Origin of the sequence: Paraburkholderia sp. J41, assembly GCF_905220235.1 — a bacterium.
Lineage (GTDB): Bacteria > Pseudomonadota > Gammaproteobacteria > Burkholderiales > Burkholderiaceae > Paraburkholderia.
In genome coordinates this window covers 1-26,130 of sequence record NZ_CAJMZE010000035.1, presented here as the reverse complement: position 1 = coordinate 26,130, position 26,130 = coordinate 1, and the positions used below count along the sequence as shown (strand labels likewise).

At 66.3% G+C, this 26,130-nt stretch carries 25 protein-coding genes; 8 read left to right on the top strand and 17 right to left on the bottom strand.

The features are described from left to right. Window positions 1-104: 104 nt before the first annotated feature. Both U5805_RS26375 and U5805_RS26370 read right to left on the bottom strand, forming a co-directional pair. Window positions 105-611 (bottom strand): response regulator, encoded by a 507-nt coding sequence (locus U5805_RS26375; RefSeq protein ID WP_322106458.1) that lies wholly within the window; start codon window positions 609-611, stop codon window positions 105-107. 77 nt (window positions 612-688) lie between these two features. After that, complete coding sequence (locus U5805_RS26370; protein WP_322106457.1) at window positions 689-2,338, bottom strand: sensor histidine kinase; 1,650 nt, start codon at window positions 2,336-2,338, stop codon at window positions 689-691. 392 nt (window positions 2,339-2,730) lie between these two features. On the opposite strand from U5805_RS26370, the gene U5805_RS26365 reads away from it, so the two are divergent. Then, window positions 2,731-3,231 (top strand): hypothetical protein, encoded by a 501-nt coding sequence (locus U5805_RS26365; RefSeq protein WP_322106487.1) that lies wholly within the window; start codon window positions 2,731-2,733, stop codon window positions 3,229-3,231. A gap of 188 nt (window positions 3,232-3,419) precedes the next feature. Here U5805_RS26365 and U5805_RS26360 read toward each other — a convergent pair whose 3' ends face one another. After that, window positions 3,420-5,903: an AsmA family protein gene (locus tag U5805_RS26360; RefSeq protein ID WP_322106456.1), complete on the bottom strand. Its 2,484-nt coding sequence runs from the start codon at window positions 5,901-5,903 to the stop codon at window positions 3,420-3,422. A 175-nt stretch (window positions 5,904-6,078) separates the two neighbouring features. Between U5805_RS26360 and U5805_RS26355 the strand changes: the two genes are divergently transcribed. Beyond that, window positions 6,079-6,801: an ATP-binding cassette domain-containing protein gene (locus tag U5805_RS26355; RefSeq protein ID WP_322106455.1), complete on the top strand. Its 723-nt coding sequence runs from the start codon at window positions 6,079-6,081 to the stop codon at window positions 6,799-6,801. Further along, window positions 6,798-7,610 carry an ABC transporter permease gene (locus U5805_RS26350; RefSeq protein WP_322106454.1) on the top strand — a complete coding sequence of 271 codons (813 nt, stop codon included), beginning with the start codon at window positions 6,798-6,800 and terminating at the stop codon, window positions 7,608-7,610. Before U5805_RS26355 ends, U5805_RS26350 begins: the two co-directional genes overlap by 4 nt. 118 nt (window positions 7,611-7,728) lie before the next feature. Here U5805_RS26350 and U5805_RS26345 read toward each other — a convergent pair whose 3' ends face one another. Continuing rightward, window positions 7,729-8,307: a DUF6013 family protein gene (locus tag U5805_RS26345; protein WP_322106453.1), complete on the bottom strand. Its 579-nt coding sequence runs from the start codon at window positions 8,305-8,307 to the stop codon at window positions 7,729-7,731. A 329-nt stretch (window positions 8,308-8,636) separates the two neighbouring features. Next, window positions 8,637-9,653 (bottom strand): zinc-binding alcohol dehydrogenase family protein, encoded by a 1,017-nt coding sequence (locus U5805_RS26340; RefSeq protein WP_322106452.1) that lies wholly within the window; start codon window positions 9,651-9,653, stop codon window positions 8,637-8,639. A 355-nt stretch (window positions 9,654-10,008) separates the two neighbouring features. On the opposite strand from U5805_RS26340, the gene serB reads away from it, so the two are divergent. Next, entirely contained in the window at window positions 10,009-10,848 is an 840-nt protein-coding gene (gene serB / locus U5805_RS26335) for a phosphoserine phosphatase SerB (protein WP_322106451.1), read from the top strand. Between the two features lie 153 nt (window positions 10,849-11,001). On the opposite strand, the gene U5805_RS26330 is transcribed toward serB, so the two are convergent. The 6 genes from U5805_RS26330 to U5805_RS26305 all read right to left on the bottom strand — a co-directional run bounded on the left by U5805_RS26330 (window position 11,002) and on the right by U5805_RS26305 (window position 16,622). Next, the gene (locus U5805_RS26330; RefSeq protein ID WP_322106450.1) at window positions 11,002-12,189 is read right to left on the bottom strand and encodes a cystathionine beta-lyase; all 1,188 of its coding nucleotides are present in this window, start codon (window positions 12,187-12,189) and stop codon (window positions 11,002-11,004) included. Window positions 12,190-12,268: 79 nt separating this feature from the next. Then, window positions 12,269-12,844 carry a hypothetical protein gene (locus U5805_RS26325; protein WP_322106449.1) on the bottom strand — a complete coding sequence of 192 codons (576 nt, stop codon included), beginning with the start codon at window positions 12,842-12,844 and terminating at the stop codon, window positions 12,269-12,271. Window positions 12,845-12,892: 48 nt separating this feature from the next. Continuing rightward, window positions 12,893-14,077, bottom strand: coding sequence for a beta-ketothiolase BktB (bktB, locus tag U5805_RS26320; RefSeq protein WP_322106448.1), 1,185 nt, complete (start codon window positions 14,075-14,077; stop codon window positions 12,893-12,895). Between the two features lie 68 nt (window positions 14,078-14,145). Next, window positions 14,146-15,078, bottom strand: a complete 933-nt coding sequence (locus U5805_RS26315) for a sugar kinase (protein ID WP_322106447.1) — start codon at window positions 15,076-15,078, stop codon at window positions 14,146-14,148. Window positions 15,079-15,082: 4 nt separating this feature from the next. Next, window positions 15,083-16,420: a 30S ribosomal protein S12 methylthiotransferase RimO gene (gene rimO, locus U5805_RS26310; protein ID WP_322106486.1), complete on the bottom strand. Its 1,338-nt coding sequence runs from the start codon at window positions 16,418-16,420 to the stop codon at window positions 15,083-15,085. Window positions 16,421-16,457: 37 nt separating this feature from the next. Then, window positions 16,458-16,622, bottom strand: a complete 165-nt coding sequence (locus U5805_RS26305; protein ID WP_322106446.1) for a hypothetical protein — start codon at window positions 16,620-16,622, stop codon at window positions 16,458-16,460. Window positions 16,623-16,687: 65 nt separating this feature from the next. Between U5805_RS26305 and U5805_RS26300 the strand changes: the two genes are divergently transcribed. Together U5805_RS26300 and U5805_RS26295 are read left to right on the top strand one after the other, a co-directional pair. Then, the gene (locus tag U5805_RS26300; RefSeq protein WP_322106445.1) at window positions 16,688-17,002 is read left to right on the top strand and encodes a transcriptional regulator; all 315 of its coding nucleotides are present in this window, start codon (window positions 16,688-16,690) and stop codon (window positions 17,000-17,002) included. Continuing rightward, entirely contained in the window at window positions 16,995-17,279 is a 285-nt protein-coding gene (locus U5805_RS26295; protein ID WP_322106444.1) for a helix-turn-helix domain-containing protein, read from the top strand. Before U5805_RS26300 ends, U5805_RS26295 begins: the two co-directional genes overlap by 8 nt. A 167-nt stretch (window positions 17,280-17,446) precedes the next feature. Here U5805_RS26295 and phaR read toward each other — a convergent pair whose 3' ends face one another. The 4 genes from phaR to phaC form a co-directional block, all read right to left on the bottom strand. Beyond that, the gene (phaR, locus tag U5805_RS26290) at window positions 17,447-18,049 is read right to left on the bottom strand and encodes a polyhydroxyalkanoate synthesis repressor PhaR (RefSeq protein WP_322106443.1); all 603 of its coding nucleotides are present in this window, start codon (window positions 18,047-18,049) and stop codon (window positions 17,447-17,449) included. Between the two features lie 146 nt (window positions 18,050-18,195). After that, the gene (locus U5805_RS26285) at window positions 18,196-18,936 is read right to left on the bottom strand and encodes a 3-ketoacyl-ACP reductase (protein ID WP_322106442.1); all 741 of its coding nucleotides are present in this window, start codon (window positions 18,934-18,936) and stop codon (window positions 18,196-18,198) included. Window positions 18,937-19,174: 238 nt separating this feature from the next. Further along, on the bottom strand, window positions 19,175-20,356 hold the full coding sequence (locus U5805_RS26280; protein WP_322106441.1) for an acetyl-CoA C-acetyltransferase: 1,182 nt from the start codon (window positions 20,354-20,356) through the stop codon (window positions 19,175-19,177). A gap of 105 nt (window positions 20,357-20,461) precedes the next feature. Continuing rightward, on the bottom strand, window positions 20,462-22,399 hold the full coding sequence (gene phaC, locus U5805_RS26275; protein ID WP_322106440.1) for a class I poly(R)-hydroxyalkanoic acid synthase: 1,938 nt from the start codon (window positions 22,397-22,399) through the stop codon (window positions 20,462-20,464). Between the two features lie 248 nt (window positions 22,400-22,647). On the opposite strand from phaC, the gene U5805_RS26270 reads away from it, so the two are divergent. After that, complete coding sequence (locus tag U5805_RS26270) at window positions 22,648-22,794, top strand: hypothetical protein (RefSeq protein ID WP_322106439.1); 147 nt, start codon at window positions 22,648-22,650, stop codon at window positions 22,792-22,794. 135 nt (window positions 22,795-22,929) lie between these two features. Here U5805_RS26270 and pgeF read toward each other — a convergent pair whose 3' ends face one another. Continuing rightward, a complete protein-coding gene (gene pgeF / locus U5805_RS26265) occupies window positions 22,930-23,805 on the bottom strand; it encodes a peptidoglycan editing factor PgeF (RefSeq protein WP_322106438.1) in 876 nt (291 codons plus the stop codon). After that, the gene (locus tag U5805_RS26260) at window positions 23,802-25,139 is read right to left on the bottom strand and encodes an RluA family pseudouridine synthase (protein WP_322106437.1); all 1,338 of its coding nucleotides are present in this window, start codon (window positions 25,137-25,139) and stop codon (window positions 23,802-23,804) included. The genes pgeF and U5805_RS26260 overlap by 4 nt, the downstream gene beginning before the upstream one ends. Window positions 25,140-25,179: 40 nt before the next feature. Between U5805_RS26260 and U5805_RS26255 the strand changes: the two genes are divergently transcribed. Then, window positions 25,180-26,079, top strand: coding sequence for an outer membrane protein assembly factor BamD (locus tag U5805_RS26255; protein ID WP_415914671.1), 900 nt, complete (start codon window positions 25,180-25,182; stop codon window positions 26,077-26,079). The last annotated feature ends 51 nt before the right edge of the window (window positions 26,080-26,130 follow it).

Below are 26,130 nucleotides of genomic sequence, written 5' to 3'. Positions count from 1 at the left end.
CGCGCATCGTTCCATGCGTGTTCGTTCCATGCGTAGTGCAATTCTGTTGTAGCGGTTGTATCGTCCGTGCCATTCGCGAACGTCCGCCGGTTTCGGCGGTGTCGTCATGCGTTCGTTGAAGGCTGCATGACAAAGCGATGACCCGGCGGCAGCTTCACGACCTGGAGAAAGAAGCCGAGCCGCCGCACGGCTTCGATGAAAGCGTCATATTCGACAGGTTTCGTAATGTACACATTGCAGCCCAGTTCGTAACAGCGCTCGATCTCGCGCGGGTCGTCGGTGGTCGTCAGCACGATCACGGGCACCGCGGCCGTGGCCGGATCGCCCTTGAGCCGCCGCAGCACCTCGAAACCGTCCACGCGCGGCATACGCAAATCGAGCAGCACCACGAAATTCGCCAGCGTTTCGCGCGACGGGTAAGGCGCCGCGCCGCCTGCCGAGGCCGCTGGCGTCCGCGGATCGCCGAAAAAATAATCGAGCGCTTCCTGACCGTCGCGAAAGCGCATGAAGCCGTTCGAAATCCCCGAGCGGCGCAAGTTGCGCTCGACGAGCGTCGCGTGGCCGTCGTCGTCTTCGATCAGCACGATGCTGATCTTTTCCCCGTTCGTCATGTCGCACTCTCCGCGCGAGGCGGTTGTCTCTTTGCCGATTGGCCGGTTCGAAATCCACGATCTTGCTGCAAACCGCCTCAAACCGGGCGCATCGGCTGGTCGGGCAGCGCGACGAAAAACGTCGATCCCGCGCCCTCCACCGATTCGACCCAGATGCGCCCGCCGTGCCGCTCCACGACGCGCCGCGCGAGCGCGAGGCCGGTTCCCTGCCCCGCCGACTCGCCGCCGTGCAGCCGCTGAAACGCGCGAAAGAGCTTGGGCAGGTACGCCTCATGAATCCCGACGCCATTGTCGCGCACATAGTAAGTCCGCGTGCGCTCCGTGGGCGCTTTTTCGGCGCTGACGGCCGCGCCCGGCAACGCTGCTTTGGCCGCTTCGGCGGGCGGTTCGTGCGCCGCGACGGCGCCGATCTCGACACGGCCCGGCCGCGCCGGATCGAGGTGCCGAAGCGCGTTGTCGATGAGGCTGCCGAAAATCTGCTCGAGCGCGCCGGGGTCGCCCCATGCGCTCGGCAATTCGCCCACGTCGATGCGCGCGGCGCCCACCAGCGGCGCGCTCAATCCGCCCAGCACGCGTTCGACCACGCGCGCGACGTTTACGCGCTGCCAGCGGTATTCGAGCCGACCGGCGCGCGAAATGCGCAGCAACGCGTCGATGATCGCCGCCGCGCGCGTGACCGCATGGCGCAGGAATTGCAGCGATTCGTCGACGTCGTTGTCGAGCACGACGGTCATCGCGCGATGTTCGGGCGCGGGCAAACCGGCCGCATCGACCTGCTTGCGCAAGTTGGCGCACGACACGTCGAGTTCCTTCGAAAAACCTTGCAGGTTCACGAGCGGCGAGCGCAGATCGTGAGACACGCTGTAGATGAACATTTCGTTGTCCTGCGTCTCCTGGCGCAGGTAGTCGTTGGCGCGCGCGAGATCGGTGGCGCGCGCCTGCAACTGCGCCTTGAGCGCGGCCTGCTCGCGCTCCGCCACGCGCAGCCGCGCGCTCGTCTGGTGCAGCACCGCATCGAGCGCCGCGATCTCGTCGTCGCCGCCCAGCGGCGGCGCGAGCGCCGCGCCCACGCCCAGCCGGTCGGCGTTGGCGCCGAGCGCCGCGAGGCGCGCGCCCACGTTGCGCGCGAATGCCATCGCCGTGAACGCCCAGATCAGCATCGAGCCGACCACGGCGACGATCAGCGCGTCCCGCTGCCGCTTGCGCGTCTCGCGCAGCGAGGCGAGGCGCGCTTCGTCGAGCCGCGACTCCTGTTCGATGAATTCGCCGAGCACGCCGCGCACGGTGCCGATCTCGGGCGGCAAACCGTCGCCGGCCGCGCGCGCGAAAGTCGCACCGCGCCCCATGCGCAGCGCATCGGCGATATCGCCCGCCTGCTTGCGCCACGCATAAGCGGCCTCGCGCATGCGTTCGACGCGCTCGCGTTGCGGCGCGTTGGCCGCGACCATGCGCGCGAGCAAGTCGATGCGATCGGAAAATTCGGTCCAGACGGCGCGCCGGTCGATGAACGACGCGTCGTCGAGCACGATGGCGGTACGCACGCGCGCCGCCTCGCGCAGCAGCGGATCGAGGAGGCTCGTGGCTTGCCAGAGAATCTGCTGGCTGCTCTCGGCCTGTTGCGCGGCGCGTTCGGCCTTGCCTTGCGCGTCGAACACGACGCCGAGCAGCGCCAGTTCGATAACGCTCGGTACGGCGATCAGCAGAAGCCCCTTGGCGAACAGTTTCATCGTGGTGTGGTCGAGTGGCGAATCGGGCGGACCGCCCGCGCGGGAGCGCCAATTATTATCCGCGACCCATTTCAGGATGACAACGCATGCGGCACGGCGCGCGCTATCTCGCGGAAAACCGGTTTTTTTACAGCGAATGATCACACTACGCTTACGGTCAGGTCTATTATTGAGACTGGAGACAAGCGAAGAGCGCCGGGATACCTACACGAGCGCGGCGTGCGATCCCCGCATTGGATGAGCGGTTTGAACAGGCGGTCGAACAGGGGCATTTTGGCAGCGGAGCGCCATGCGGCGCCTTCGAAGCCGTCCCTATTCCACTTCGCGTGAAACCCGCAAATCCTTATGCTATAAAGGATCGACGTGCGGCGCACCAGTCCGGGAGTGGTCGCATGGGAACGCTGAGTGTTTTGCAATCCACCTTTTTCAGGCGAATTTTTATGTCCTTCCCGAAAAAGCGCAAACGCATCAAGGCAGATGGCGACGAGTCATTTCTCGCCGTGCTCAACCACTTCAAGCCGTTCGGTCAGCTCGACACGAAAATCGCGCGCGCCCGGGCGCAGGACGAGCCGGTGCTGTACGCGCACGTGCTGCCCGGTCTCGACGTGCTTCTGTGCAGCATGCGCGGCGCGCAACCGCCTTATCTGGCAACCGCCGAATTGCGCAAACGCTGCATCGAGTCGATCGCGCACGCGCTCGAACAGCCGATCGAAGGGCTCGAAAACGGCGGCTACTGGTACGAGGCCGACGCCTTCGGCTTTCTCGTCTTCGCGAGCCGAGCGCGCGGGCGCATCCTCAACGAATTCGGCGCAGCGCGGCCGGGTCTTGCATCGCGGCGCGTGACGCGCGGGCAAGACGCCGCCGGGGACACCGCACCGCGTTCGCTGCGTTAAAGCGGCGCGGGCGGGAAAAGCCGCAGCCGGCCGCTGAACTAACGTTGGATGAGCTAACGTTGGGTGAACTAACGAATCATCGCGCTTCCCCGCGCGCCACGCTCATGCATCGCTTCCTCCAGACAAAACGAAAACGCCGGGTCGAATGAAACCCGGCGTTTCGTTTTTGACATCTCAATCCGCGCGGCTCAACTTCCCTTGTAGAGACTGTTGGAATTCGCGGGCGTGGCAGGCCCGGTTTGCGTGGGCTGCGTGCGCTGCGGCGCGGCTTTCTTCTTGCTGTCGGCGGCGGGCGAAGCGTCCGCCGCCGGCATCGACGCGCCCGCGGGCGCGCGCATCTTCTGCCCCGGCGGCGGCGCGACCGGCTGCTTCTGCATCTGCGCGAACAGCGCATCGCACGGCAGCGGCTTGTTGTTGCTCGGCGCGATGAGCGGAATCAACGCGGCGAACGGATTGATGAGCCCGAGCCCCACGGCCGCGCCGCCGCGCAGCGCGAGAGCCGCGACATCCACGCCCACGTGCGGATTCTTGAACGTGCCCTTCACGTAGAGCGGCGAGCGCAGCGAGAACACGCGGAAGCCCTTGGTGTGCGGGTGAACCTTCATGTCCATCGACTCGTCGCGCAGATTGATCGGACCGTCGATGTCGATCACGGCGTCGTCGGTGTCGAGCGCGAACACGCGCGGCTGAATCACGCCGTTGGTCGCGATGAAATCGGCGGCCGCGCAGTTGATCTTCACGTCGCGATTGCCGAACAGCTTTTCGTAGACGACGTTCGCCACGTTCAGCCCCGCCGCTTCCATCAGCAAGCGGCTGACTTCGCCCTGCGTGACGAGCGCCTTCACCTCGCCGTTCGACGTGGACGCGAGCGCCGCCGGCGAATTGCCCGTCGCCGAGAGCGAGGCGTCGCCGTTGACTTCGCCCAGCGCCGACTGCATCGTCTTGAAGCTCGGGAACAATTGCTTGAGCTTCAGATGCCGCGCCTCGGCCGTGCCGTGCGCCTTGAGCGGCGTCGTGCTGCCGTCGAGCGTGAGACGCGTGGCCAGCGTGCCGCCGGCCACGCCGAACTGAAGCGGCTCGAGCACGAGCACGCCGTTCGTCATCGTCAGGTGCGTGTACAGATCCTGGATCGGCAGACTGCCCTGCTTGATGATGCGGCGGCCGGTGAACTTCACGTCGGCGTCGATGGCGCTCCAGCGGTCGGTCTTGAACGGCTCCACGGGAATCACGCGGTCGGACGGCTGCTTGCTCGTGTCGCCGCGCTTGGCCTTGCTCGCGTTGCTGTCCGCGCCGATGATCGGCCCGAGATCCGAGAATTGCAGCAGGTTCGAGACCAGCGTGCCGCTCAGGAGCGGTCGCGGCGTGCGTTGCCGATACACCAGCGTGCCGTTCAGGTCGCTGCCGCCCACGCGCCCCGTGAAGTTTTCGTAGCGGAACACGCTCGCGCCTTTCCTGAACTGGCCGACAAAGTGCCCTTCGGTGGCATACGGCGGCGTTTCGGGCAGCGTCACGCCGGTCAGGTTGTAAAGATGCGCCATGCTTTGCCCCTGGAGCCAGAGGCGCAGGTCGACGGCGGCAAGGTTCGCCGGATCGGTGACGGTGCCCACGAGCGCGATGTGCATGTCGCCCGCGCGCACGTCGGCCTGCACCGGGAACGGCCGCTTCGAGTCCTGGAGCGCGAGAATGCCGCCCAGCTTGCCGTCGCCCGAAACCGGCGTCTTGTTGTAGGTGCCCTTCACGGTCCAGCCGATCGCGTAGAACGGTTCGGTGGTAAGCCCGCCGGAGTTCGCGTTTGCCGTGCTCGCCGAACTCGCGCCGATCGCCGCAAGCCGCGACGCCATGCCCGAAGAGGCGCCGCTGGCCGCCGCCGCGCCGCTGGCTCCGCTCGCAAGCGCCGCCTCGCTGGCCGCGCTGGCCGCGCTGGCCGCGCTCGCGGCGCTCGCCGCCGCGGCTTCGGAGGCCTGCACACGCTCGGCTTGCTGCGCGAGCCGGTTCGCGCCCGAACGCCCGACCACCTGCGCCGAATTCTGCCGCGATGCCGTTTCCTGCTGCGCCATCACCTTGCCGATGGGAATGCCGTGGCCGAGCAGATTGACGACGATCTTCACGTCGGTTTTGGTTTTCTGGTCGCTCACGCCGATATTGCCGCTCGAAAACGTGATGTCGTGCAGATCGAGCTTCCACGTGGAAGGTCCGCTGGACGCGGGCAGCTTGAACGTGTAGTTGTTGCGGCCGTCGGTCAGCCGTTCGATATCGACGGCCGGGTTCACGAGGTTGATCGCCGGAATCACGATGTCGCGCGCGAGCAGCGGCAGCACCGCCACTTCGAAATCGATTTCGTCGAGCGTGGCGAAATGCGGCGCCTTGGCCCAGTCGGGATTCGCGACCTGGATGTTCGTCGCCGAAAAGCGCGGCCAGGGCACCCACGCGCGCCAGCCCGTTTCGCCCGGCGGCCGGCGCCAACCCACCTTGAGATCGCCTTCGATGGCGAATTGCCGCCCGATTGCCTCGCTCACTTTCTCGTTCACGTAAGGCTTGGCGCGATTCCAGTCAAACGTGACGATGAAAACGACCAGTGCAACGATCAGCACGACGACAATCAGGACGAGCCATGCGATGATTTTGGCGAACGTGCGACCGAGGCCGCGGGCTTTGGGTTGCGGTGACGACATACGCGCTCCCTTATGCGTTGTTGTTTCGGCTGGATTGCGAAAAAAATTGCGAGCAGTCAGCGTGCCCGGTAATTGGCCGCCGCCCTGTCCCGCGTGCATTCGATGCGCGAGAATACCCAATTCGTTTGCAAACCTCGCGCCAAGCGTCCGGCGCGATCATCAAGAGCGCTCACCGTTGGCTTTCTCCCCTGATACCCCTCGCGCGCCGCTCGTCGAAGCGCGCCAGTTGGCTCGCCGCGATGCACAACGCGGCCAGACGCTGCTCGCGCCCACTGATTTCACCCTGAGCGCGGGCGAGCGCGCCGTGCTGACCGGCCCTTCCGGTTCCGGCAAGAGCGTGTTTCTGCGTGCGCTCGCGCTGCTCGATCCGCTCGACGGCGGCGAGGTGCGCTGGCACGGCGAGGCCGTCGCGCGCGCGCGAATCGTGCAATACCGGCGGCATATCGCCTATTTGCGGCAGCGGCCCGCGCTGCTCGACGGCAGCGTCGAGGACAATTTGCGTTATCCGTACACGCTCGCCGTCTATCGCGGCGAACGCTTCGACGCCGGGCGCGCGCGCACGCTGTTCGCGGCGGCCGGACGCGGCGACGACTTCTTCGCGCGCGCCGCGAGCGAACTGTCGGGCGGCGAAGCGCAGATCGTCGCGCTCGTGCGGGTGCTCCAGCTCGATCCCGAAGCGTTGCTGCTCGACGAACCCACGGCGTCGCTCGATCCCGAATCGGCACGCGCGGTCGAATCGCTCGTCGGCGACTGGTTCGCCCGCGCGAGCACGGCGCGCGCGACCGTGTGGGTGTCGCACGACCCGGCTCAAGCGGCGCGCGTGGGCAACCGGCATCTGACGATGCGCGCGGGCGTGCTCGACGAAACCGCCGCGGCGTCTGCGGGAGCGGTGTCATGAACGCGGGCGTGCTGCAAGACCTCTCGCTCGGCGACGTCGCCATCGCCGCGCTGCTGGTGTTCGTGAACGGCGCGGTTTCGGTGCTGCTCAAGCTCGACCTCGAACGCAAGCTCGCGTGGGCGGCCGTGCGCACCGTCGTGCAACTGCTCGCGATCGGCTACGTGCTCGGCTGGGTATTCGCGTTCAACCGCTGGTACGTGGTGTTGCCGCTCATGGCGCTGATGACGCTGATCGCCGGTTTCGCGGGCGCGCAACGCGGCGCGCGCACCTATTTCGGCCAACGCGCGGACAGCATCGCGTCGATCTGGGCGAGCGCGTGGCTCGTCGCGGCGATCGGGCTGTTCGTCGTGATCCGCATCCGGCCGTGGTACGAGCCGCAATACGCGATTCCGATTCTCGGCATGATTCTCGGCAACACGCTCACGGGCGTGTCGCTGGGCGTCGAACGCATGATGCAGGAATTGACGGCGCGGCGCGATCGCGTCGAAAGCGCGCTGGCGCTCGGCGCAACACGCTGGGAAGCCGCGCAGGCCAGCGCGCGCGAAGCCGTGCGCGCGGGCATGATTCCCACGCTGAACCAGATGGCCGTGGTGGGCGTGGTGAGCCTGCCCGGCATGATGACGGGCCAGGTGCTCGCGGGGCAGTCGCCGTTGCAGGCCGTGCGCTACCAGATCGTCATCATGTTCCTGATCGCGGCCGCTTCGGCGCTCGGCACCGTGGGCGCCGTGCTGCTCGCCTATCGACGGCTTTTTTCGCCGGAGCACCGCTTTCTCGCGGCGCGGCTGCTCGAACGCGGCAAAGGCGCCTGATCTTCGCGTCTTTTGTCTTTCCGCACGCAAGCCGCCGAATTCGCCAGGGCGCGGCAACCTCGCGCTGCCTGTTCGCGCCGCGCGAGACGGCCGTTCTCGCCACCGCTCGCGCAACGCGTCAGCGCTGCGCCGAGATCGTGATCTGCGTGCCGTCGCTGAGCGTGAGCGTTTTGGCGGTGCCGTTGGTGGGCATCGTCAGACGCGTGACCTCGCTATGCGCGATCACGGCCGGGCACGTGAGCGCCGAGCCGTTGTTCGACACCGACTGCGTGCCGTGCGGCGTCTGCGCGCGAAAGCTCACCTGCACGGTCGCGGTGCCGTCGCCGGCCACGATCGGCGCGAGGCGCACCTGAGTTTGCCGCACCATCGCGCCATTGGCATCCAGCGGCAGCGACGCGTAGTCCGGGCAGCCTTGCGGCGTGGCCACCGCGCCGCCGGGCGGCGTCGTGCGCCAGGTGAAGTCGTCGGTGTCGCCCGAGCGCAGCGTGCGCGTTTCCTGCGCGTTGCCGAACTGCTTCGACGCGACCTTCACCGTATAGCGGATCGGTCCGTCGGTGGCGGCCTTCGATGTCACCTTGATCGGCGGGGCGGCGAAGACGGGCAACGCGATCGAGCAAGAGACGGCGAGGACGGACTGGACGAGCGCCGCGCGAATGCAGCGAGAGCGGCGAGTGTGGCGGGAGCTGCGGCAAGGCATGCGTCACCTCCTGGCGGGAACGGCCGCGCGCATGGGCGTTGGCGTCTTGCCGCAGGCGTGCAGCAGCCACGCCCGCGCCCTCGTGCGGCGGATGATCTCCTAGCAGTCTAGCGCGCCGCGCGCCGACTTGCGCCGAGCGCTTGCATCGCGCGGACCAGGTATTGTCCCGCTTGCCAGCGCGGGCAAATTGCTGGCCGCAAGCCGGCGTTCATCCATCGCGCATTCGCCGTCAATTCGACATCGGCTGACCGCGTCCTGCCGCGCCGCGGCATGCGCGCCCGCTCGCGCGCTTTGCACGTCATCCTTCGCACGTCATCCTTTGCGCGGCGTCAGAAACCGGCGAGCACGAGCTTGCCGATTGCGCGCCCCTCTTCGAGCATCCGATGCGCGCGCCGCACGTTGGCCGCGTTGATCGGGCCGAGCACTTCGCCCACGGTCGTGCGCAGCGTGCCCGCGTCCACGAGCCGCGCCACTTCGGTAAGCAGCTTGTGCTGCTCGATCATGTCGGGCGTCTTGAACATCGAGCGCGTGAACATGAATTCCCAGTGCAGCGCCGCGCTTTTCGCCTTGAGCAGCTCGACGGGAACCGGCTTGTCGTTTTCGACGATGGTGGCAATGCCGCCCTGCGGCTTGACGACTTCCGCCGCAGCCGGGAAGTTCGCGTCGGTGTCGTTGAAAATCAGCACGTAATCCACGCTGTCGATGCCGATCGCCTTCAGTTGCTCGGGAATGTCGCCGTAGTGATCGACCACGTGATCGGCGCCGAGCGATTGCGCCCACTTCGCCGATTCCGGCCGCGACGCCGTGGCGATCACGGTGAGCTGCGCAAGCTGCCTGGCAAGCTGGATCCCGATCGAGCCCACGCCGCCCGCGCCGCCGAAAATCAGCACCGACTTGCCCGCGTCGGCGCCTTGCGGGGAAACGTTCAGGCGTGCGAACAACGCTTCCCAGGCGGTAATCGCGGTGAGCGGCAGCGCGGCCGCATGCGCGAAGTCGAACGAGGCGGGCTTGCGGCCCACGATGCGCTCGTCCACGAGCTGATACTCGCTGTTCGAGCCGGGGCGCGTGATGTCGCCCGCGTAGTACACGGCGTCGCCGGGGCGAAACAGCGTCACTTCGGGGCCGACCGCTTCCACCACGCCCGCCGCGTCCCAACCGAGCACGCGCGGCGCGCTCTCGATCTTGTCCTTCGGCGCGCGCACCTTGTAATCGACGGGATTCACCGAGATCGCCTCGACCTTCACGAGAAGGTCGCGGCCGGCGGGCGCGGGCTTGGGCAAGTCGACGTCGATCAGCGACTCGGGATGGTCGATCGGGAGATAACGCGTGAGGGCAACGGCTTTCATTTCGGGCTCCGGTTTCGGGATTGAGATTCGCAGGGCGCATCGCACGCCTTTGAAACGATGGTAGACCGCGCGATTCGTCGCGAAAAGCCATGCAATCGACTAAACATTTATCGCTGATTTTTGAAAATAGCGACGTAACACCAATGCAACGGCCGCTCGGTGGCAACGAATCGCGCCGCGCCGCAACACGCAGCGCAGCGCACAAACCGCGCCCCGCGACGCGCGGCCGGCTTTTGCGCCCGGCCCGCAGCGCGCGCGAGGCAGTTACAATAACGGGCTTTGTCGCGCACCGGCGCGGCGCCGCACGCCCTTCACCCACTTCCTCGCCGCCGCCCGCCGGCGCCGGCGTTCCGCCATGAATCTCGTCATCCAGAGTCCCGCTCCGCTCGATCCCGTCCATCACAAGCCGCTGCTCGCCCTCGCGCGCGGCAGCCGCCTGACGCCGACAGACGCCCACGCGCTGCGCATCGAGAATGCCGAATCGGCGCAGCGCGGCGATCTCGACGTCTACTGCGGTACGCACGAACTCGACTACGCGTTCGTCGAAGCGGGCCGCGCGCTCGGCGACTTCGGTCTCGTGGCGATGGACATGGACTCGACGCTCATCACGATCGAGTGCATCGACGAAATCGCCGATTTTTGCGGGCTCAAGGCCGAAGTCGCGGCGATCACCGAAGCGTCGATGCGCGGCGAGATCAAGGACTTCAACGAAAGCCTCACGCGCCGCGTGGCGCTGCTCGAAGGTCTCGACGCCGGCGCGTTGGAGCGTGTGTACGAGGAGCGGCTCCGGCTTTCGCCGGGCGCCGAAACGATGCTGGCGGGCGCGAAAGCGGCGGGCCTGAAAACGCTGCTCGTGTCGGGCGGCTTCACGTTCTTCACCGAGCGCCTGAAGGCGCGCCTCGGCCTTGATTACACGCGCGCGAACACGCTCGAAATCGTCGACGGCAAGCTCACGGGCCGCGTGACGGGCGAAATCGTCAACGCCGACGTGAAAGCGCGCACGCTCGCCGAAACCTGCGCGCAGATCGGCATCGAGCCAAGCCGCGCGATTGCAATGGGCGACGGCTCGAACGATCTGAAGATGATGGGCGTGGCGGGCTTGTCGGTGGCGTTCCGCGCGAAGCCGGTGGTGCGCGAAGCGGCGAGCGTGGCGTTCAACTTCGTCGGGCTCGACGGCTTGCTGCGGCTGTTCTGATTTTCGCGCGCAGGAAAAAGGCCGCTCGCGTTCGTGACGCGAGCGGCCTTGTTATTTTCCGCGTCGAGCGCGGCGGGCTGCGTTACGCCGCGTACCTCATGCGGCGCACGTCATGTGACGTAACGCGAGCGACGTAACTCGGGCGGCACAAACTCAGGCGCCAAGCTTTGCGAGCGCGCGTTCGATATCGGCGCGCAAATCGGCTTCTTCCTCGAGACCGACGTAAAAGCGCACCAGCGTGCCGCGATGCGGCCAGTCGCCCGCCGTGCGCATCGACGCGACGTCGTACGGCATCGCGAGACTATGCGCGCCGCCCCAGCTCCAGCCGAGCGCGAAGAGTTCGAGCGATTCGCAGAACGCGTCGATCTGCGCCGCGCTGTAGCGCTCGTCGAACACCACCGAAAACAAACCGCCCGCGCCCGTGAAGTCGCGTTCGTAGAACGCGTGGCCGGGGCAATCGGCGAATGCGGGATGCAGCACCGCCGCGATCTCGGGGCGCGTCTTGAGCCAGCCCGCGAGCGCGAGCGCGCTGCGGTCGTGCGCCTCGAAGCGCACCTTCATGCTCGGCAAGCCGCGCAGCACGAGCGCGCAATCGTCCGCCGAAACGCCGATGCCCAAACGCATGCGCGCGGCCTTGAGCCGCAGATACAGATCGCGGTCGGCGGTGATGGTCGCGCCCATCAGCACGTCGCTGCCGCCCGACTGGTACTTCGTGAGCGCCTGCACCGAGATGTCGATGCCGTGCTCGAACGGCTTGAACGCCAGCCCCGCCGACCACGTATTGTCGATTGCCGTGAGCACGTTGCGCGCGCGCGCCGCCGCCGTGATCGCGCGCACGTCGGGGACTTCCATCGTCACCGAGCCGGGCGCTTCGAGCCAGATCAGCTTCGTGTCCGGCTGGATCAGATCGGCGATGCCCGCACCGATCATCGGATCGTAATAGCGCACCGTGACGCCGAAATCGCGCGCGAGCCAGTCGCCGTGATCGCGATTCGGCGAATACACGTTGTCGGGAATCAGCACGTCGTCGCCGGACTTCACGACGCCGAAATAGACGTTCGAGATGGCCGACAGCCCCGACGGTTGCAGCAGCGCGTACTCGCCGCCTTCGATCTCGGCGAGGCGCTTTTGCAGCATGGTGGAAGTGGGCGTGGCGTGCAGGCCGTAGCGCCACTGCGCGTCGTTGCGCCAGTCGAGCGCGCGCACGGCGGCGAGATTCGGGAACACCACGGTCGAGGCGCGCGTGACGGGCGCGGCGAACGATTCGAAGCCGGACGTGAGATCGTCCTGCGGATGCAGGATGCGCGTTTGCAGCGCGCGGCTGGAGTCGGATTTCTTCATGTGAGAGCGAAGGCTAAACGAAGCAGCAGAGTGCGACAGCGTAACACTGGCGGGCGCCAACGCGCGCCCGCGCGGCGTGTCACTTGCCGATGATGAGGTTGTTCACGCCGTTGACGGCCTGCCCCGCGTTGGGCGCCGACGCGGGCACGGGCGGTTGCGGCGCGGCCGTGGGCGTCGAGCCCGCGGCGAGCGGCTTCAGGTCGAACGGGACCGGGTGCGAATCGTCGGGGTCCATGCGGTCGCCGGAGAGCGAGCCGTCGTCGGCGAACGTGCCGACCCAGTTGCCGGCGATCTGCGTGCCGTCGTGCGAATCCTCGGCTTCGAGCGTGGTGCCGTCGCGGTCGCCCGCGATCAGCACGACCTCGCCCGTGTCCGCGAACTGGTATTCGCCATGCACGCCGCCCGCATCGTCCTTGTCGTTCCTGGCGCCCAGGCGCAGGACGATCTTGCGGTTGCCGAGCGTGCCCGAGTAAGCCGGAAAATTCGCGAACTGCGGATTCGGCTTGAGCGGCAACACCACCGACGAAGCCGACGAATCCACGCCCGGCGCCTGGGCGTGCGCGGCGAGCGGCAACGCGCACGCGAGCGCGGCCGCGGCGATCATCGGCACAAGACAGGAGACGATCGCGCCGCGCGGCGACCGTTGCGTTGGCATTGTGACTTCCATTGGCGTATTTCCCTTGATTGCGCGGCGCGGCGCGCGTCAGATGCGCTCGAACACGGCCGCGATGCCCTGCCCGCCGCCGATGCACATCGTCACGAGTGCGTATCGACCGCCCACGCGCTGGAGTTCGTAAAGCGCCTTCACGGTGATGAGCGCGCCCGTTGCGCCGATCGGATGGCCCAGCGAGATGCCCGAGCCGTTCGGATTGACCTTGGCCGGATCGAGCCCGAGTTCCTGCGTGACCGCGCACGCCTGCGCCGCGAACGCTTCGTTCGCTTCGATCACGTCGAGGTCGGCGACCGCGATGCCCGCGCGCGCCAGCGCCTTCTGCGTGGCCGGCACCGGACCGATGCCCATGTACGCCGGATCGACGCCCGCGTGCGCGTACGATACGAGCCGCGCGAGCGGTTTGACGCCACGCGCGCGCGCCGTTTCGGCGCTCATCAGCAGCACGGCGGCGGCCGCGTCGTTGATGCCCGAGGCGTTGCCCGCCGTGACCGTGCCGTTTTCCTTCGCGAACACGGGCCGGAGCTTCGAGAAGTCGTCGGCGCCGGCATCGTGGCGCACGTGCTCGTCGGTGTCGAACAACGTTTCGCCCTTCTTCGACTTGATCGCGACCGGCAGGATCTGCGCCTTGAAGCGGCCTTCGGCGATCGCGCGCGCGGCACGGCGATGCGATTCGAGCGCCAGTGCGTCCTGCGCCTCGCGCGTGATGCCGAACTTCTTCGCGACGTTTTCGGCCGTCACGCCCATATGGATTTTCTGGAACGGGTCGTGAAGCGCGCCGAGCATCATGTCGACGAGCGGCGCGTCGCCCATGCGCTGGCCGAAGCGCGCGGCCGGCATGGTGTACGGCGCGCGGCTCATGTTTTCCGCGCCGCCGCCGATGGCGATGTCCGCGTCGCCGAGCAAGATGGTTTGCGCGGCCGAGACGATCGCCTGCAAGCCCGAGCCGCACAGGCGGTTCACGGTGAGCGCGGGCGCGTGCTGCGCAACGCCGCCGTCGAGCGCCGCCACGCGTGCGAGATACATGTCTTTCGGCTCGGTGTGCACGACGTTGCCGAACACCACATGGCCGACCGCATCGCCTTCGACGCTCGCGCGCGAAAGCACTTCGCGCACCACGCGCGCGCCGAGTTCGGTCGGCGAAAAATCCTTGAGACTGCCGCCGAAATCGCCGATCGCCGTGCGCACACCCGCTGCCACCACCACTTCGCGTTGCATCGTCTTGCTCCTCGTCTCTCTGATGATTGATTCGTTGTGCTTGCGATAAAACGTGCGTCCGGCCGCGCTCAGAGCGTGCCCGCCATGAAACGCTCGACGTCCTCGCGATACGGAATGGGCGCGACCGCGCCATAACCGAGCGTGGACAGCGCGGCGGCCGCGTTCGCGTAATGCGCGGCGGCGAACGGATCGTCGCCGGCGGCGAGACGCGCGACGAACGCGCCGCCGAAACAGTCGCCCGCGCCCGTGGCGTCCACGGCGGCGACCACGCGGCCCGGCACGACGCGGCGCTCTTGCGGCGTGGCGACGTACGCGCCGTCTTTGCCGAGCTTCAACGCGACCACGCGCGAACCGTGCGCGAGCAGGTAATCGACGATGGCGTCGCGGTCGTCGAGCCCCGTCAGCACAGCCACGTCGTCCCAGCTCGGCAGGCAGATGTCGGTCATGCGCAGCACTTCGTTCATCACGGCGCGCGCCCGGGCGAGCGGCCAGAGTTTGAGCCGCAGATTGGTGTCGAAACTCACACGCACGCCGTTCGCGCGCGCGTGCTCGACGGCCGCGAGCGCGGCGTCGCAGGCGCTGTCGCCGATCGCCACGCTGATGCCCGAGAGGTGCAGCACGCGCGCGGCGGCGATGGCATCGAGCGGCAAATCGCGCGGCGTGACGCGGCTCGCGGCCGAGCCTTTGCGCAGATAGTCGAAGGCGTGGCCGGCCACGCCGTGCGAAACGAAATAGACGCCCGTGGGCGCCGTGGCATCGACACGCACGGACGTGGTATCGACGCCTTCGCGCGTCCACAGATCGAGCAGCAAACGCCCGAAATGATCGTCGCCGACGGCGGAAACGAAGCCCGCATGCGCGCCCTGACGCGACGCCGCGATGGCGAAATTCGACGTGTCGCCGCCAAAACCTTGCAGATATTCGGGGCGGCCCGGCGTGGCCTGGTTGAATTCGACCATCGCCTCGCCAAGCGCGAGAACCTGCGGTGCGGGACGCGTCATGCGCTCAGACCTCGCCCCAGAGATCGTGGCCGTCCGCGCCCGAGATCCTTACGGAGACGAAGTCGCCGACCTTATAGCGTTTCGACGCCTTTGCCGCGGGCGCGACGTAGACCACGCCGTCGATCTCGGGCGCGTCCGCCGCCGTGCGTCCGATGCCGCCGTCGACGTTGATTTCGTCGATCAGCACCTTGAGCGTCTTGCCGACCTTGCGCTGGATGCGCTTCGCCGAGACTTCCTCGGCCACCTGCATGAAACGCGCGCGGCGCTCCTCGCGCACTTCGTCGGGCAGCGCGCCGTCGAGTTCGTTGGCCGTCGCGCCTTCGACCGGCGAATAGGCGAAGCAGCCCACGCGATCGAGTTCGGCCTCGCGAATGAAATCGAGCAGCGTTTCGAACTGCTCCTCCGTTTCACCGGGAAAGCCCGCGATGAAGGTGCTGCGGATCGTGAGATCGGGGCAGATTTCGCGCCATGCCTTCACGCGCTCCATCACCTTTTCGGCGTTCGCGGGGCGCTTCATGCGCTTGAGCACTTCGGGGTGAGCATGCTGGAACGGCACGTCGAGATACGGCAGCACGTGGCCCTTGAACGGACCTTCGGCCATCATCGGAATGACCTCGTCCACGCTCGGATACGGATACACGTAATGCAGACGCACCCACGCGCCGTACTGCGCCGCGAGTTCGCCGAGCGCGCCGACAAGATCGGTCATGCGCGTCTTGATCGGCTTGCCGTTCCAGAAACCGGTGCGGTACTTCACGTCCACGCCGTACGCGCTGGTGTCCTGCGAGATCACGAGCAATTCCTTCACGCCCGACTTGAAGAGGTTTTCCGCTTCGAGCATGACTTCCGCAACGGGGCGCGAAACGAGATCGCCGCGCATCGACGGGATGATGCAGAAGGTGCAACGGTGGTTGCAGCCTTCGGAAATCTTGAGATACGCGTAATGGCGCGGCGTGAGCTTGATGCCCGCGGCCGGCACGAGGTCGACGAAGGGATCGTGCGGCTTCGGCAGATGGCTGTGTACCGCCTGCATCACTTCGCCCACGGCGTGCGGACCTGTCACGGCGAGCACCTTCGGATGCACTTCCTCGATCAGGTTCGAGCCGCTCGCGCTCGCCTTTTTGCCGAGACAGCCGGTGACGATCACCTTGCCGTTTTCCGACAGCGCCTCGCCGATGGCGTCGAGGCTTTCCTGCACGGCTTCGTCGATAAAGCCGCAGGTGTTGACCACCACGAGATCCGCGCCGTCGTACGACCCCGAGATCTCGTAACCCTCGGCGCGGAGCTGGGTAATGATTTGCTCGGAGTCGACGAGCGCCTTCGGGCAGCCTAGCGACACCATGCCGACGCGCGGAGCGGGATTGCGGGAGATCGTTGATTCAACAGGGTTTTTCACGTGTACGTCCGGGTGTGGGGCGCAGGCGGTCGTTGCGCCGCGCGAGAATCTTGCCAATCCGCCATTTTACCCGTTCGGCGTATGGAGCGGCGCGCTGCCACTGGTTAGCATCGAAGGCATGGAGGGTCGGATGCGGTTTGATCGCCATCAACCGTTCGCTTCCCTCCCGCCCCCTTAACCACGGCACCGCCGTATAATCAAACCACGCGCCTCATGCTAACGATCATCGAAACCGAAACGTTTCAGCGCTACGTCACCGAAGTCTGGCGTGACACCGAGCGCGAGGCCTTCATCACATGGCTCGCCGACAATCCGTTCGCCGGCGACGTCATTCCCGGCACGGGCGGGCTGCGCAAGGTGCGATGGCGGCGTTTCGGCTTCGGCAAACGAGGCGGCGCGCGCGTGATTTACTACAACGTGCTCGACAACGGCTGTATCTGGCTGCTGATCGTCTACGCGAAAGCGAAGTTCGACGACTTACCGGCGGCTTTTCTCAACCGGCTGCGCGAAGAGGTGGAACGTGGATAAGGAAATGGAACAGTTTCAAGCCGACCTGCTCAAGTCGGTGCAAGAGATGAAAACCGGCCGTGCGGCGCGCATCACGCGCGTCGAGCCCACGGCCGCCGCGCTCGCGCGAGCCAAGGTGGGCGTTTCGCAAAGCGTCTTTGCGGCGTTGCTCGGCGTTTCCACGCGCACGTTGCAGGACTGGGAGCAAGGCCGGCGTCAGCCGACGGGTGCCGCGCAAACGCTGTTACGCGTGGCCGTCATGCACCCGGAAGTGTTGCGCGAATTGCAGGGCGCCTGAGCAAGACGGCTCCCGAGCAAGCAGCTCGCTTTCAGCTCGCTCTTTCAGCTAGCCAGCCCGCTCTAATACGCCGAACTCACCGAATACACCGTCTAAAAGCGGCAAAAGCGCGGCGCCCCATCGGCTGGCCGGGTGCATCCGGTCCGGCTCGGCCCCGCGCCTCGCCTTTACTTCTTTTCTTCCTCGCCGCCCTCGGGCGCGCCTTGCGGCGCTGCCGCCGCGCCCGGCGTCACGGGCTTGAACGGGAAGCTGCTGAACATGTTCTTCGCCTGATTCTGCATCTGCTCCTGCATCTGCACGAACATGTTCTTCGACTGCTCGATGTAGCTCGTCATCATGCCCTGCATCATCGGCGCCTGCATGTTCATGAACTGCGACCAGACCTCGGGGTTCATCGCGTTGCCTTCGTAAAGGCCCTTCGATTGATCCGCGAGCTTGTTCTGGATGTCGATGAACGCCTGGATGTTCTTTTCCAGGTAAGTGCCCATCATGCCCTGCATCGCATGGCCGTAGAAGCGAATGATCTGCGACAACATCGGCGACGAGAACATCGGCAGGCCGCCGCTCTCTTCTTCGAGGATGATCTGCAACAGGATGCTGCGCGTGAGATCCTCGTTCGACTTCGCGTCGATGACCTTGAACTCCTCCTGATCCAGCACGAGCTGCTTCACGTCGGTCAACGTGATGTAGGTGCTTGTCTCCGTGTCGTACAGCCGACGGTTCGGATACTTCTTGATGAGTCGTTCGGCGGTTTTCTTTGTAGTCGTCATGTGTCGCCCTTGTTAGCGCCAACGCGCGAAGGCCATTGCCCCCGCGCCGGTCTAGCCCGGCAGCGGCCTGCCCCGGTGAGCAAACAGGCCTGCTGCCGTCCTCGATCCCCGCGCCGCGCCCCCTGTATGACGCGCGGCAGCGAGGATCAGCCCATGTGCAACCCGCCGTTCAGCGAGAAGTCAGCACCGGTTGCGAAACCCGACTCTTCGGAGGCGAGCCACGCGACGATCGAGGCGATTTCCTCGGGCGCGCCCAACCGGCGCACGGGAATCGTCGCGACGATCTTTTCCAGCACGTCGGGGCGGATCGACTTCACCATGTCCGTGCCGATATAACCCGGCGACACCGTGTTGACGGTCACACCCTTGGTTGCCACTTCCTGCGCCAGCGCCATCGTGAAACCGTGGATGCCGGCCTTGGCCGTGGAATAGTTGGTTTGCCCGAACTGCCCTTTCTGGCCGTTCACCGACGAGATGTTGATGATGCGGCCCCAGCCGCGCTCCACCATGCCGTCGATCACCTGCTTCGTCACGTTGAAGAGGCTGGTGAGATTCGTGTCGATGACGGCCGTCCAGTCCTCTCGCGTCATCTTGCGAAACACCACGTCGCGCGTGATGCCCGCGTTGTTCACGAGCACGTCCACTTCGCCGACCTCGGCCTTGATCTTGTCGAACGCCTGGCGCGTCGAATCCCAATCGCCCACGTTGCCTTCGGAGGCCACGAAGTCGAAGCCCAGCGCCTTCTGGTCTTCGAGCCACTTCGTGCGGCGCGGCGAATTCGGGCCGCAGCCCGCGACCACCTTGAAACCCTGCTTCGCGAGGCGCTGGCAAATGCCCGTGCCGATGCCGCCCATCCCGCCCGTTACGTACGCAACACGCTCTGACATAAAACACACTCCATTATCGTTTTGCGGGAGCACCGCCCGTTACCCCGATCTCGCTCGAACCTCGACCGGCGCCGTGCAACGGGCCGGCCGCTCCGACCTCGCCCCTTCCCGGTGTCTTCCCTCCCGCGGATCGCGCGTGGACATCACGTCGCGCACCGCGCGCCGAAGCGGAACCCATGCGGATCATGGTCGGGTCGCTTCGGCGTTAACCGCATCATCCAGTTTGCTCGATGCCTGCTCAATCGCGCTCGAGCGCGAGCGCCACGCCCATGCCGCCGCCGATGCACAGCGAAGCCAGCCCGCGCTTCGCGTCGCGGCGCTGCATCTCGTGCAGCAGCGTGACCAGAATGCGGCAGCCCGACGCGCCGATCGGATGACCGATCGCTATCGCCCCGCCGTTCACGTTGATCTTCGACGTGTCCCAGCCCATCTGCTGATTCACGGCCAGTGCCTGCGCCGCAAACGCCTCGTTGATTTCCATGAGATCGAGATCGGCGGCCGACCAACCCGCGCGCTCGAGACAACGCTTCGAAGCCGGCACCGGGCCGATGCCCATCACCTTCGGGTCGACGCCCGCGTTCGCGTATGCCTTGATGCGCGCGAGCGGCGTGAGGCCCAAAGCCTCGGCCTTTTTCGCCGACATCACCACGACCGCCGCCGCGCCGTCGTTGAGCCCCGACGCGTTGGCCGCCGTCACCGTGCCTTCCTTGTTGAACGCCGGCTTCAGGCCCGCGAGCGATTCGGCCGTCACGCCGTGGCGCACGAACTCGTCGGTATCGAACAGAAGCGGGTCGCCCTTGCGCTGCGGAATCTGCACCGGCACGATTTCGTCGGCGAAACGTCCCGCCTTCTGCGCGGCTTCCGCCTTGTTCTGCGAGAGCGCAGCGAACGCGTCCTGCTGCTCGCGCGTAATGCCGTACTCCTTCGCGACGTTTTCGGCCGTCTGGCCCATGTGGTACTGGTTATACACGTCCCACAGGCCATCGACGATCATGCTGTCGACAAGCTTCGCGTCGCCCATGCGAAAGCCGTCGCGCGAGCCCGGCAGCACGTGCGGCGCCGCGCTCATGTTTTCCTGGCCGCCCGCCACCACGATCTCCGAGTCGCCGGCGATGATCGCGTTGGCCGCGAGCATCACGGCCTTCAGGCCCGAGCCGCAAACCTTGTTGATGGTCATCGCGGGCACGGCCACGGGCAGGCCGGCCTTGATCGACGCCTGGCGCGCCACGTTCTGCCCCGACCCGGCCGTGAGCACCTGCCCCATGATGACGTCGCTGACCTGCTCGGGCTTCACGCCCGCGCGCTCCAGCGCTGCCTTGATGACGATGGCGCCCAGCTCCGGCGCGGGAATCTTCGCGAGCGAGCCGCCGAATTTGCCGACCGCGGTGCGGGCAGCCGAAACGATCACAATGTCAGTCATTTTCAGTTCCTTCGGGCGGTTAGCACGCGCGGGAAGCGCTCGCCCTTCGAGTTAACAATCCGGTTCGCAACAGTCGCACCGATCGTATCAATCGCATCAATCGCATCAATCGCGCTGCTGCACATAACGCCCCGGCGCCGCTTCGATCTCGGGATACTCCGCCGAGCCGAGCTGCGCACGCGGCTTCACTTTCTTGCCGCCGTACTGGTCGAGCCATTCGGCCCACGCGGGCCACCAACTGCCGGGCTTTTCCTCGGCTTCGGCGAGCCAGTCGCCGGCCTCGTCGGGCAAATGCTTCGCGTCGGATTCGACGCTCCAGTAACTGCGCTTGTTCTTCGACGCGGGATTGATCACGCCCGCGATATGCCCCGACGCGCCCAGCACGAACTTGAGCGGCCCCGAGAGCAGCGGCACCGAAGCGTAAGCCGTGCGCCACGGCACGATGTGATCCTCGCGCGAACCGTAGATGAACGTGGGCACGTCGATGCGCGAAAGATCCACGTCCTCGCCGCACACGTTGAGCGCGCCCGGCTCGCGCAGCTTGTTCTCCAGATACGTATTGCGCAGATACCACGCGTACATCGGGCCGGGCAGGCTGGTGGAGTCGCTGTTCCAGTAGAGCAGATCGAACGCGGCGGGCGTGCGGCCCTTCAGATAATTGTCGACGACGTAATTCCAGACGAGATCGTTCGGGCGCAGGAACGAGAACGTATTCGCGAATTCGACGCCGCGCATGAGGCCCGGCGCGCCGCCCTTGCCGCCGATGGTTTGCTCGCGCATCTGCACGTGTGCTTCGTCGACGAACACGTCGAGCACGCCCGTGTCGGAGAAGTCGAGCATCGCGGTCAGCAGCGTCATCGACGAAGCCGGATGCTCGCCGCGCGCGGCCGCCACCGAAAGCGCCGTGGCGAGCAGCGTGCCGCCCACGCAGAAGCCGAGCGTGTTGATCTGCTCGCGCCCGCTGATGGCTCGCGTGGTGTCGATGGCGGTCAATACGCCTTCTTCGATGTAGTCGTCCCAGCTTTTGTCCGCGATCGAGGCGTCGCCGTTGTGCCACGACACGAGGAACACCTGCTGCCCCTGTTCGAGCGCGTACGCGACGAGCGAATTCTCGGGTTGCAGATCGAGGATGTAGAACTTGTTGATGCACGGCGGCACGATCAAAAGCGGCCGCTCGCGCACGGTCGCCGTGCGCGGCTTGTACTGGATCAGTTGAAACAGCGCGTTTTCGAACACGACCGCGCCTTCGGTGCTCGCGAGATTGCGGCCCACCACGAAGCGCGATTCGTCCGTCTGCGAAATCTTGCCGCGCGACAGATCGCCGATCAGGTTCATCACGCCCTGGCGCAAGCTCTCGCCGTGCGATTCGAGCAAGGCGTTCTGCGCGTCGGGATTGAGCGCGAGGAAGTTGCTGGGCGACGCCGCCGCCGTCCACTGCTGCACGGCGAAGCGAATGCGTTCGCGCGTTTTCGCGTCGGTTTCGATGGCGTCGACGAGTTCGTGCAGATAGCGCGCGTTCAGCAAATACCACGCGGCCGTGAACGCGTACGCGGGCGTGGCCTTCCACGCGTCGGAACTGAAGCGGCGATCCTTGAGTTCGGGCGCCTTCGGCGCGGTGTCGCTGGCCTGGCGCAGCAACTCCATGGCGTCGCGCGAGTATTCGGCCTGAAGCTGTTGCAGGCGCGCGGGTTCGATCGACGCCGTGGGCAGCTTGAAACCCTCGAACGGATTGCCTGCGCCGAACGGATTGGCCTGTGCGAGCGGATTGGCGCCGCCGAAGGCATTCGCCCCATTGAACGGATTGGCGCCGCCGAAGGGATTTGCGGCGGCAAACGGATTCGCGCCTGCAAACGGATTCGCGCTTGCGAACGGATTCGCACCTGCAAACGGATTGGCCGCGCCGTTGCCCGCGCCGGGCCAGGGATTCGCGAAATTTCCCGGAAAAGCGCCGAGCGGCGCGTGCTGCGCCGCGCCGCCCGATTGCTGCGCGGCATTCAGCGCGCTGCGCCACGCGTGGGTCCACGCGTCCAGATACTGCTGCATGCCTGCTGCGTCAGGGGCAAATTGCGAAGTGGAACCGGAAGTGAAGCTCGATGCACCGTCGGTTGAAGCGCCCGTGCCCGGGGCCGTCGTGGAACGTTGAGATGCCGTCATGCCTGCTTTTGACCGATGTGTCCTGGTGGACTGGTTGAGAGGCAGGTGGTACGCATCCGGGCGCTGCTGCGTTGCGCCCAGTCACGACCTGTCCCGTGGGTGAAGGACATTCTTGCTCCCCATTGCAAAGCGTGTCAATGCTTGTGCCCGATTTTGCCGCACTGCGATATTTTTTTAATTATCGTTTTCCCGATGTGATCGCCGTTTTAATCGCCATGACGCGTTTGCGCGAATCGGTTTGCGTGAAAAAAGCATCATGGCGGCAAGCGCTTGCAGCGCAATGAGCGCGTCGTCCATTTCGATCACAAACTCTCTGGCTTTACGATTGCGCGCCTTCGATGCAATGCAGCAAAAATAGCCGGGAAAATCGCTGCATCGCCGCACTTTTCGCAATGACGGCGATACGCGATTCATGTCGTTCAGGGTTCGATCCAGATCATCGCGGCCATGCGGCCGGTCACGCGGTCGCGGCGATACGAATAGAAGCGCTCGCGCAGCGTGACCGTACACAGGTCGCCGCCGCTCACGTGTCGCACGCCGAGCGCGGCGAGGCGCAAGCGCGCGAGCGCGGGAAGATCGGCGAGAAACTTGCCGCTCGCCTCGGGACGCGGCACGAAAGCGGCCGAGGTGGCCTCCTGCTGCGCATCGTCGAGATGACCCGCGTGCGCCATGAAGGCGTCGCGCACGTCCGCGCCCACCTCGAACGCCGCCGGTCCGATCGCCGGTCCGAGAAACACGTTGAGATCGGCAATCGAGCAACCGGCGAGCGCAGCCACCTGCTCCGCCGTGCGCTCGATCACGCCCGCGGCCAGCCCGCGCCAGCCCGCGTGCGCGGCGCCCACCGCGCGGCCCGCGCCATCGCAAATGAGGACCGGCATGCAGTCGGCGATCATCACCGTGCAGGCGATGCCGGGCGTGCCGGTCACGCTCGCGTCGGCTTCGAGCGGCGAACCCGCGCGCGCGGCGGCGAGCGCCTGCGCCGCGTCGACAACGCGCGGGCCGTGAATCTGCTTGAGCCATGCGGCCGGCACGCCGGTCCAGGCCGCGAGGCGCGCGCGATTGGCTTCGACTCGCTCGGGGTCGTCGCCGGACAGCTTGCCGAGATTGAGGCCGCCCGGCAGATCGACGCCCCCGCCTGCCGCGCCTTCGCCGCTTTGGGCTTGCGCCGGCTGCCAGCGGCCGAACGGCGGCTCGCTCACGCCGCCGTCGCGCGTGGTGACGAGCGCGCGCACGCGCAGCGCATGCCATGCGGGCAGTACGAGATCAGCCGGGCTCAGTTCGGGGCAGGTCGTCATGCGTGCTTGTCCTCGTCATCGCCCTCGTTCCGGTCCTCGTCCCGGTCCTGGTTCCGGTCCTCGTCGCCGTCGAGTTCGTCGCCGTCGCCGTCGTCCCCGCCGTCGTCGTGCTGGTCATCGCCGTCATCGTCATCGTCGTCGTAATCTTCGTCATCGCTGCCGATCACGTAGCCTTCGTCGGTGTAGGCGCTGTCGAACATCTCGGCGAAGCCCGCTGCTTCCTCTTCGGCGCCAAAGCCGAGCGCGGCGATTAGCGCGTCCATGTCGTCGGGCACGTCGGCGCGCCACTGCATGTCGCGTCCCGTCACCGGATGCACGAGGCCAAGACGCCACGCATGCAGCGCCTGGCGCGCGAAACCGTCGGGCAGCGCCGCGACCGAGCGCTTGCCGCGCGCGTGTCCGTACACCGGATCGCCCAGCAGCGGATGACCGATATGCGCACAATGCAAGCGAATCTGATGCGTGCGGCCGGTTTCAAGATCGCAATGGATCGCGCTCACGGGCTGGTTATGCCAGATCGTCTTGTCGATACGCCGATAATGCGTGCGCGCGGGCTTGCCCGAGGCGCCCTTGACCACGGCCATGCGCGTGCGTTCGCGCGGATCGCGGCCGATCGGCGCGTCGATCGTGCCTTCGTAGGGCATGCTGCCCCATACGAGCGCGAGATAGCGGCGTTTCACCGTGCGCGCCTGGAGCTGGCGCGTGAGGTCGGTTTGCGCTTCGAGCGTGCGCGCCACCACCATCAGCCCCGAAGTTTCCTTGTCGAGCCGATGCACGATGCCGGCGCGCGGCAGCCCCGCCGCCGCTTCGCCGTAGCGATGCAGCAGGCCGTTGAGGATCGTCCCGCTCCAGTTGCCGGCCGCCGGATGCACGACGATGCCCGCGGGCTTGTTGATGACGAGAATGGCGTCGTCCTCGTAGACGACGTCGAGCGGCACCGGCTCCGGCGTGAACGCAAGCTGCTCGGGCAGCAGATCGGGCACGAGTTCGATGGTCGCGCCGAGCGGCACCGGCTGGCGCACCCTGGCGGGCTTGCCGTCGACGAGCACGCGCTGCTCCTCGATCCAGCCCTGCAAGCGGCTGCGCGAAAACTCCGGAAACACTTTGGCGAGCACCTTGTCGAGACGATCGCCCGCGAGCGCGTCGGGAACCTGCACGGTGCGCGGCTTTTCCTCGCCGCGCGCGCGGCCCGCGGGCGCCGCGCCTTCCTCGGCAAGCTCGTCGTCGAAAGCCTCGCCGGACGCTGCGTCCTCGGGCGCATCGCCCAGGCTATAATCGCTGATGCTGTTTTGGGCGCCGGGAGCGCCGGCCCCCGGAATAACTGAACGGGTCATTGAGTCTGGGTCACCTGTGGACCTGAAGCTGGACTGAAAAATGCGAGCCTTGAACACGATTATGAAACTGGCCCAACATGCAGCGGCCCGAAACACGACGAAAGCGGCCGAACGGGCAACGCTGCTCGCGAAGATTGGCAACGTCATTCGCGTTGCCGCCTGCGGCGCCGCGCTCGCCGTGGTCGCGGCCTGCCACGGCCTGCCGGAAAAAACCGACGAAACGGCCACGTGGAACAACAACAAATTATATACGGAGGCCCAGGACGCGCTTACGGGCAGCGACTGGGGCAAGTGCGCGAAGTACTTCGAACAGCTCGAAGGCCGCGATCCGTTCGGTCACTTCGCGCAGCAGGCGCAAATCAACGTGGCCTACTGCAACTGGAAGGACAGCGAGAACGACGCCGCCGACCAGGCCATCAACCGCTTCATCCAGTTGCACCCGGATCACCCGGACATCGCCTACGCGTACTACCTCAAGGGCATGATCCACTTCAACGACGACCTCGGTCTGTTCGGCCGCTTCTCCGGCCAGGACATGAGCGAGCGCGATCCGAAGTCGCTGCGCGAGTCGTATGACGCATTCAAGGTCGTGGTCGACAGATACCCGCAAAGCAAGTACGCGCCCGACGCCGCGCAGCGCATGCGCTACATCGTCAACGCGCTGGCTTCGCACGAAGTGCATGCGGCCGACTACTACTACCGCCGCGGCGCGTATGTCGCCGCCATCAACCGCGCGCAGCTCGCCATCACGCAGTACAAGAGCGCGCCGGCCATTGAAGACGCGCTGCACATCATGATGCTCTCGTACCAGAAGCTCGACCAGCCGCAACTCGCCGACGACACGCGCCGCGTGCTCGCCGCCACCTTCCCGGACAGCCCGTACATCACGGGCCACGCACGCGCCGGCAAGGAAGACAAGTCGTGGTGGCAGCTCTGGTAAGCGCCGCCTGAGCGGACCTCGCAATAAGAAAAGCCACGGCATGCCGTGGCT

What these genes read in the sequence shown, in the direction of transcription:
- U5805_RS26375 (WP_322106458.1), bottom strand. Translation starts at nt 611, where the DNA reads ATGACGAACGGGGAAAAGATCAGCATCGTGCTGATCGAAGACGACGAC.
- U5805_RS26370 (WP_322106457.1), bottom strand. Translation starts at nt 2,338, where the DNA reads ATGAAACTGTTCGCCAAGGGGCTTCTGCTGATCGCCGTACCGAGCGTT.
- U5805_RS26365 (WP_322106487.1), top strand. Translation starts at nt 2,731, where the DNA reads ATGGGAACGCTGAGTGTTTTGCAATCCACCTTTTTCAGGCGAATTTTT.
- U5805_RS26360 (WP_322106456.1), bottom strand. Translation starts at nt 5,903, where the DNA reads ATGTCGTCACCGCAACCCAAAGCCCGCGGCCTCGGTCGCACGTTCGCC.
- U5805_RS26350 (WP_322106454.1), top strand. Translation starts at nt 6,798, where the DNA reads ATGAACGCGGGCGTGCTGCAAGACCTCTCGCTCGGCGACGTCGCCATC.
- U5805_RS26345 (WP_322106453.1), bottom strand. Translation starts at nt 8,307, where the DNA reads ATGCCTTGCCGCAGCTCCCGCCACACTCGCCGCTCTCGCTGCATTCGC.
- U5805_RS26340 (WP_322106452.1), bottom strand. Translation starts at nt 9,653, where the DNA reads ATGAAAGCCGTTGCCCTCACGCGTTATCTCCCGATCGACCATCCCGAG.
- serB (WP_322106451.1), top strand. Translation starts at nt 10,009, where the DNA reads ATGAATCTCGTCATCCAGAGTCCCGCTCCGCTCGATCCCGTCCATCAC.
- U5805_RS26330 (WP_322106450.1), bottom strand. Translation starts at nt 12,189, where the DNA reads ATGAAGAAATCCGACTCCAGCCGCGCGCTGCAAACGCGCATCCTGCAT.
- U5805_RS26325 (WP_322106449.1), bottom strand. Translation starts at nt 12,844, where the DNA reads ATGCCAACGCAACGGTCGCCGCGCGGCGCGATCGTCTCCTGTCTTGTG.
- bktB (WP_322106448.1), bottom strand. Translation starts at nt 14,077, where the DNA reads ATGCAACGCGAAGTGGTGGTGGCAGCGGGTGTGCGCACGGCGATCGGC.
- U5805_RS26315 (WP_322106447.1), bottom strand. Translation starts at nt 15,078, where the DNA reads ATGACGCGTCCCGCACCGCAGGTTCTCGCGCTTGGCGAGGCGATGGTC.
- rimO (WP_322106486.1), bottom strand. Translation starts at nt 16,420, where the DNA reads ATGGTGTCGCTAGGCTGCCCGAAGGCGCTCGTCGACTCCGAGCAAATC.
- U5805_RS26305 (WP_322106446.1), bottom strand. Translation starts at nt 16,622, where the DNA reads ATGGCGATCAAACCGCATCCGACCCTCCATGCCTTCGATGCTAACCAG.
- U5805_RS26300 (WP_322106445.1), top strand. Translation starts at nt 16,688, where the DNA reads ATGCTAACGATCATCGAAACCGAAACGTTTCAGCGCTACGTCACCGAA.
- phaR (WP_322106443.1), bottom strand. Translation starts at nt 18,049, where the DNA reads ATGACGACTACAAAGAAAACCGCCGAACGACTCATCAAGAAGTATCCG.
- U5805_RS26285 (WP_322106442.1), bottom strand. Translation starts at nt 18,936, where the DNA reads ATGTCAGAGCGTGTTGCGTACGTAACGGGCGGGATGGGCGGCATCGGC.
- U5805_RS26280 (WP_322106441.1), bottom strand. Translation starts at nt 20,356, where the DNA reads ATGACTGACATTGTGATCGTTTCGGCTGCCCGCACCGCGGTCGGCAAA.
- phaC (WP_322106440.1), bottom strand. Translation starts at nt 22,399, where the DNA reads ATGCAGCAGTATCTGGACGCGTGGACCCACGCGTGGCGCAGCGCGCTG.
- U5805_RS26270 (WP_322106439.1), top strand. Translation starts at nt 22,648, where the DNA reads ATGCTTGTGCCCGATTTTGCCGCACTGCGATATTTTTTTAATTATCGT.
- pgeF (WP_322106438.1), bottom strand. Translation starts at nt 23,805, where the DNA reads ATGACGACCTGCCCCGAACTGAGCCCGGCTGATCTCGTACTGCCCGCA.
- U5805_RS26260 (WP_322106437.1), bottom strand. Translation starts at nt 25,139, where the DNA reads ATGACCCGTTCAGTTATTCCGGGGGCCGGCGCTCCCGGCGCCCAAAAC.
- U5805_RS26255 (WP_415914671.1), top strand. Translation starts at nt 25,180, where the DNA reads ATGCGAGCCTTGAACACGATTATGAAACTGGCCCAACATGCAGCGGCC.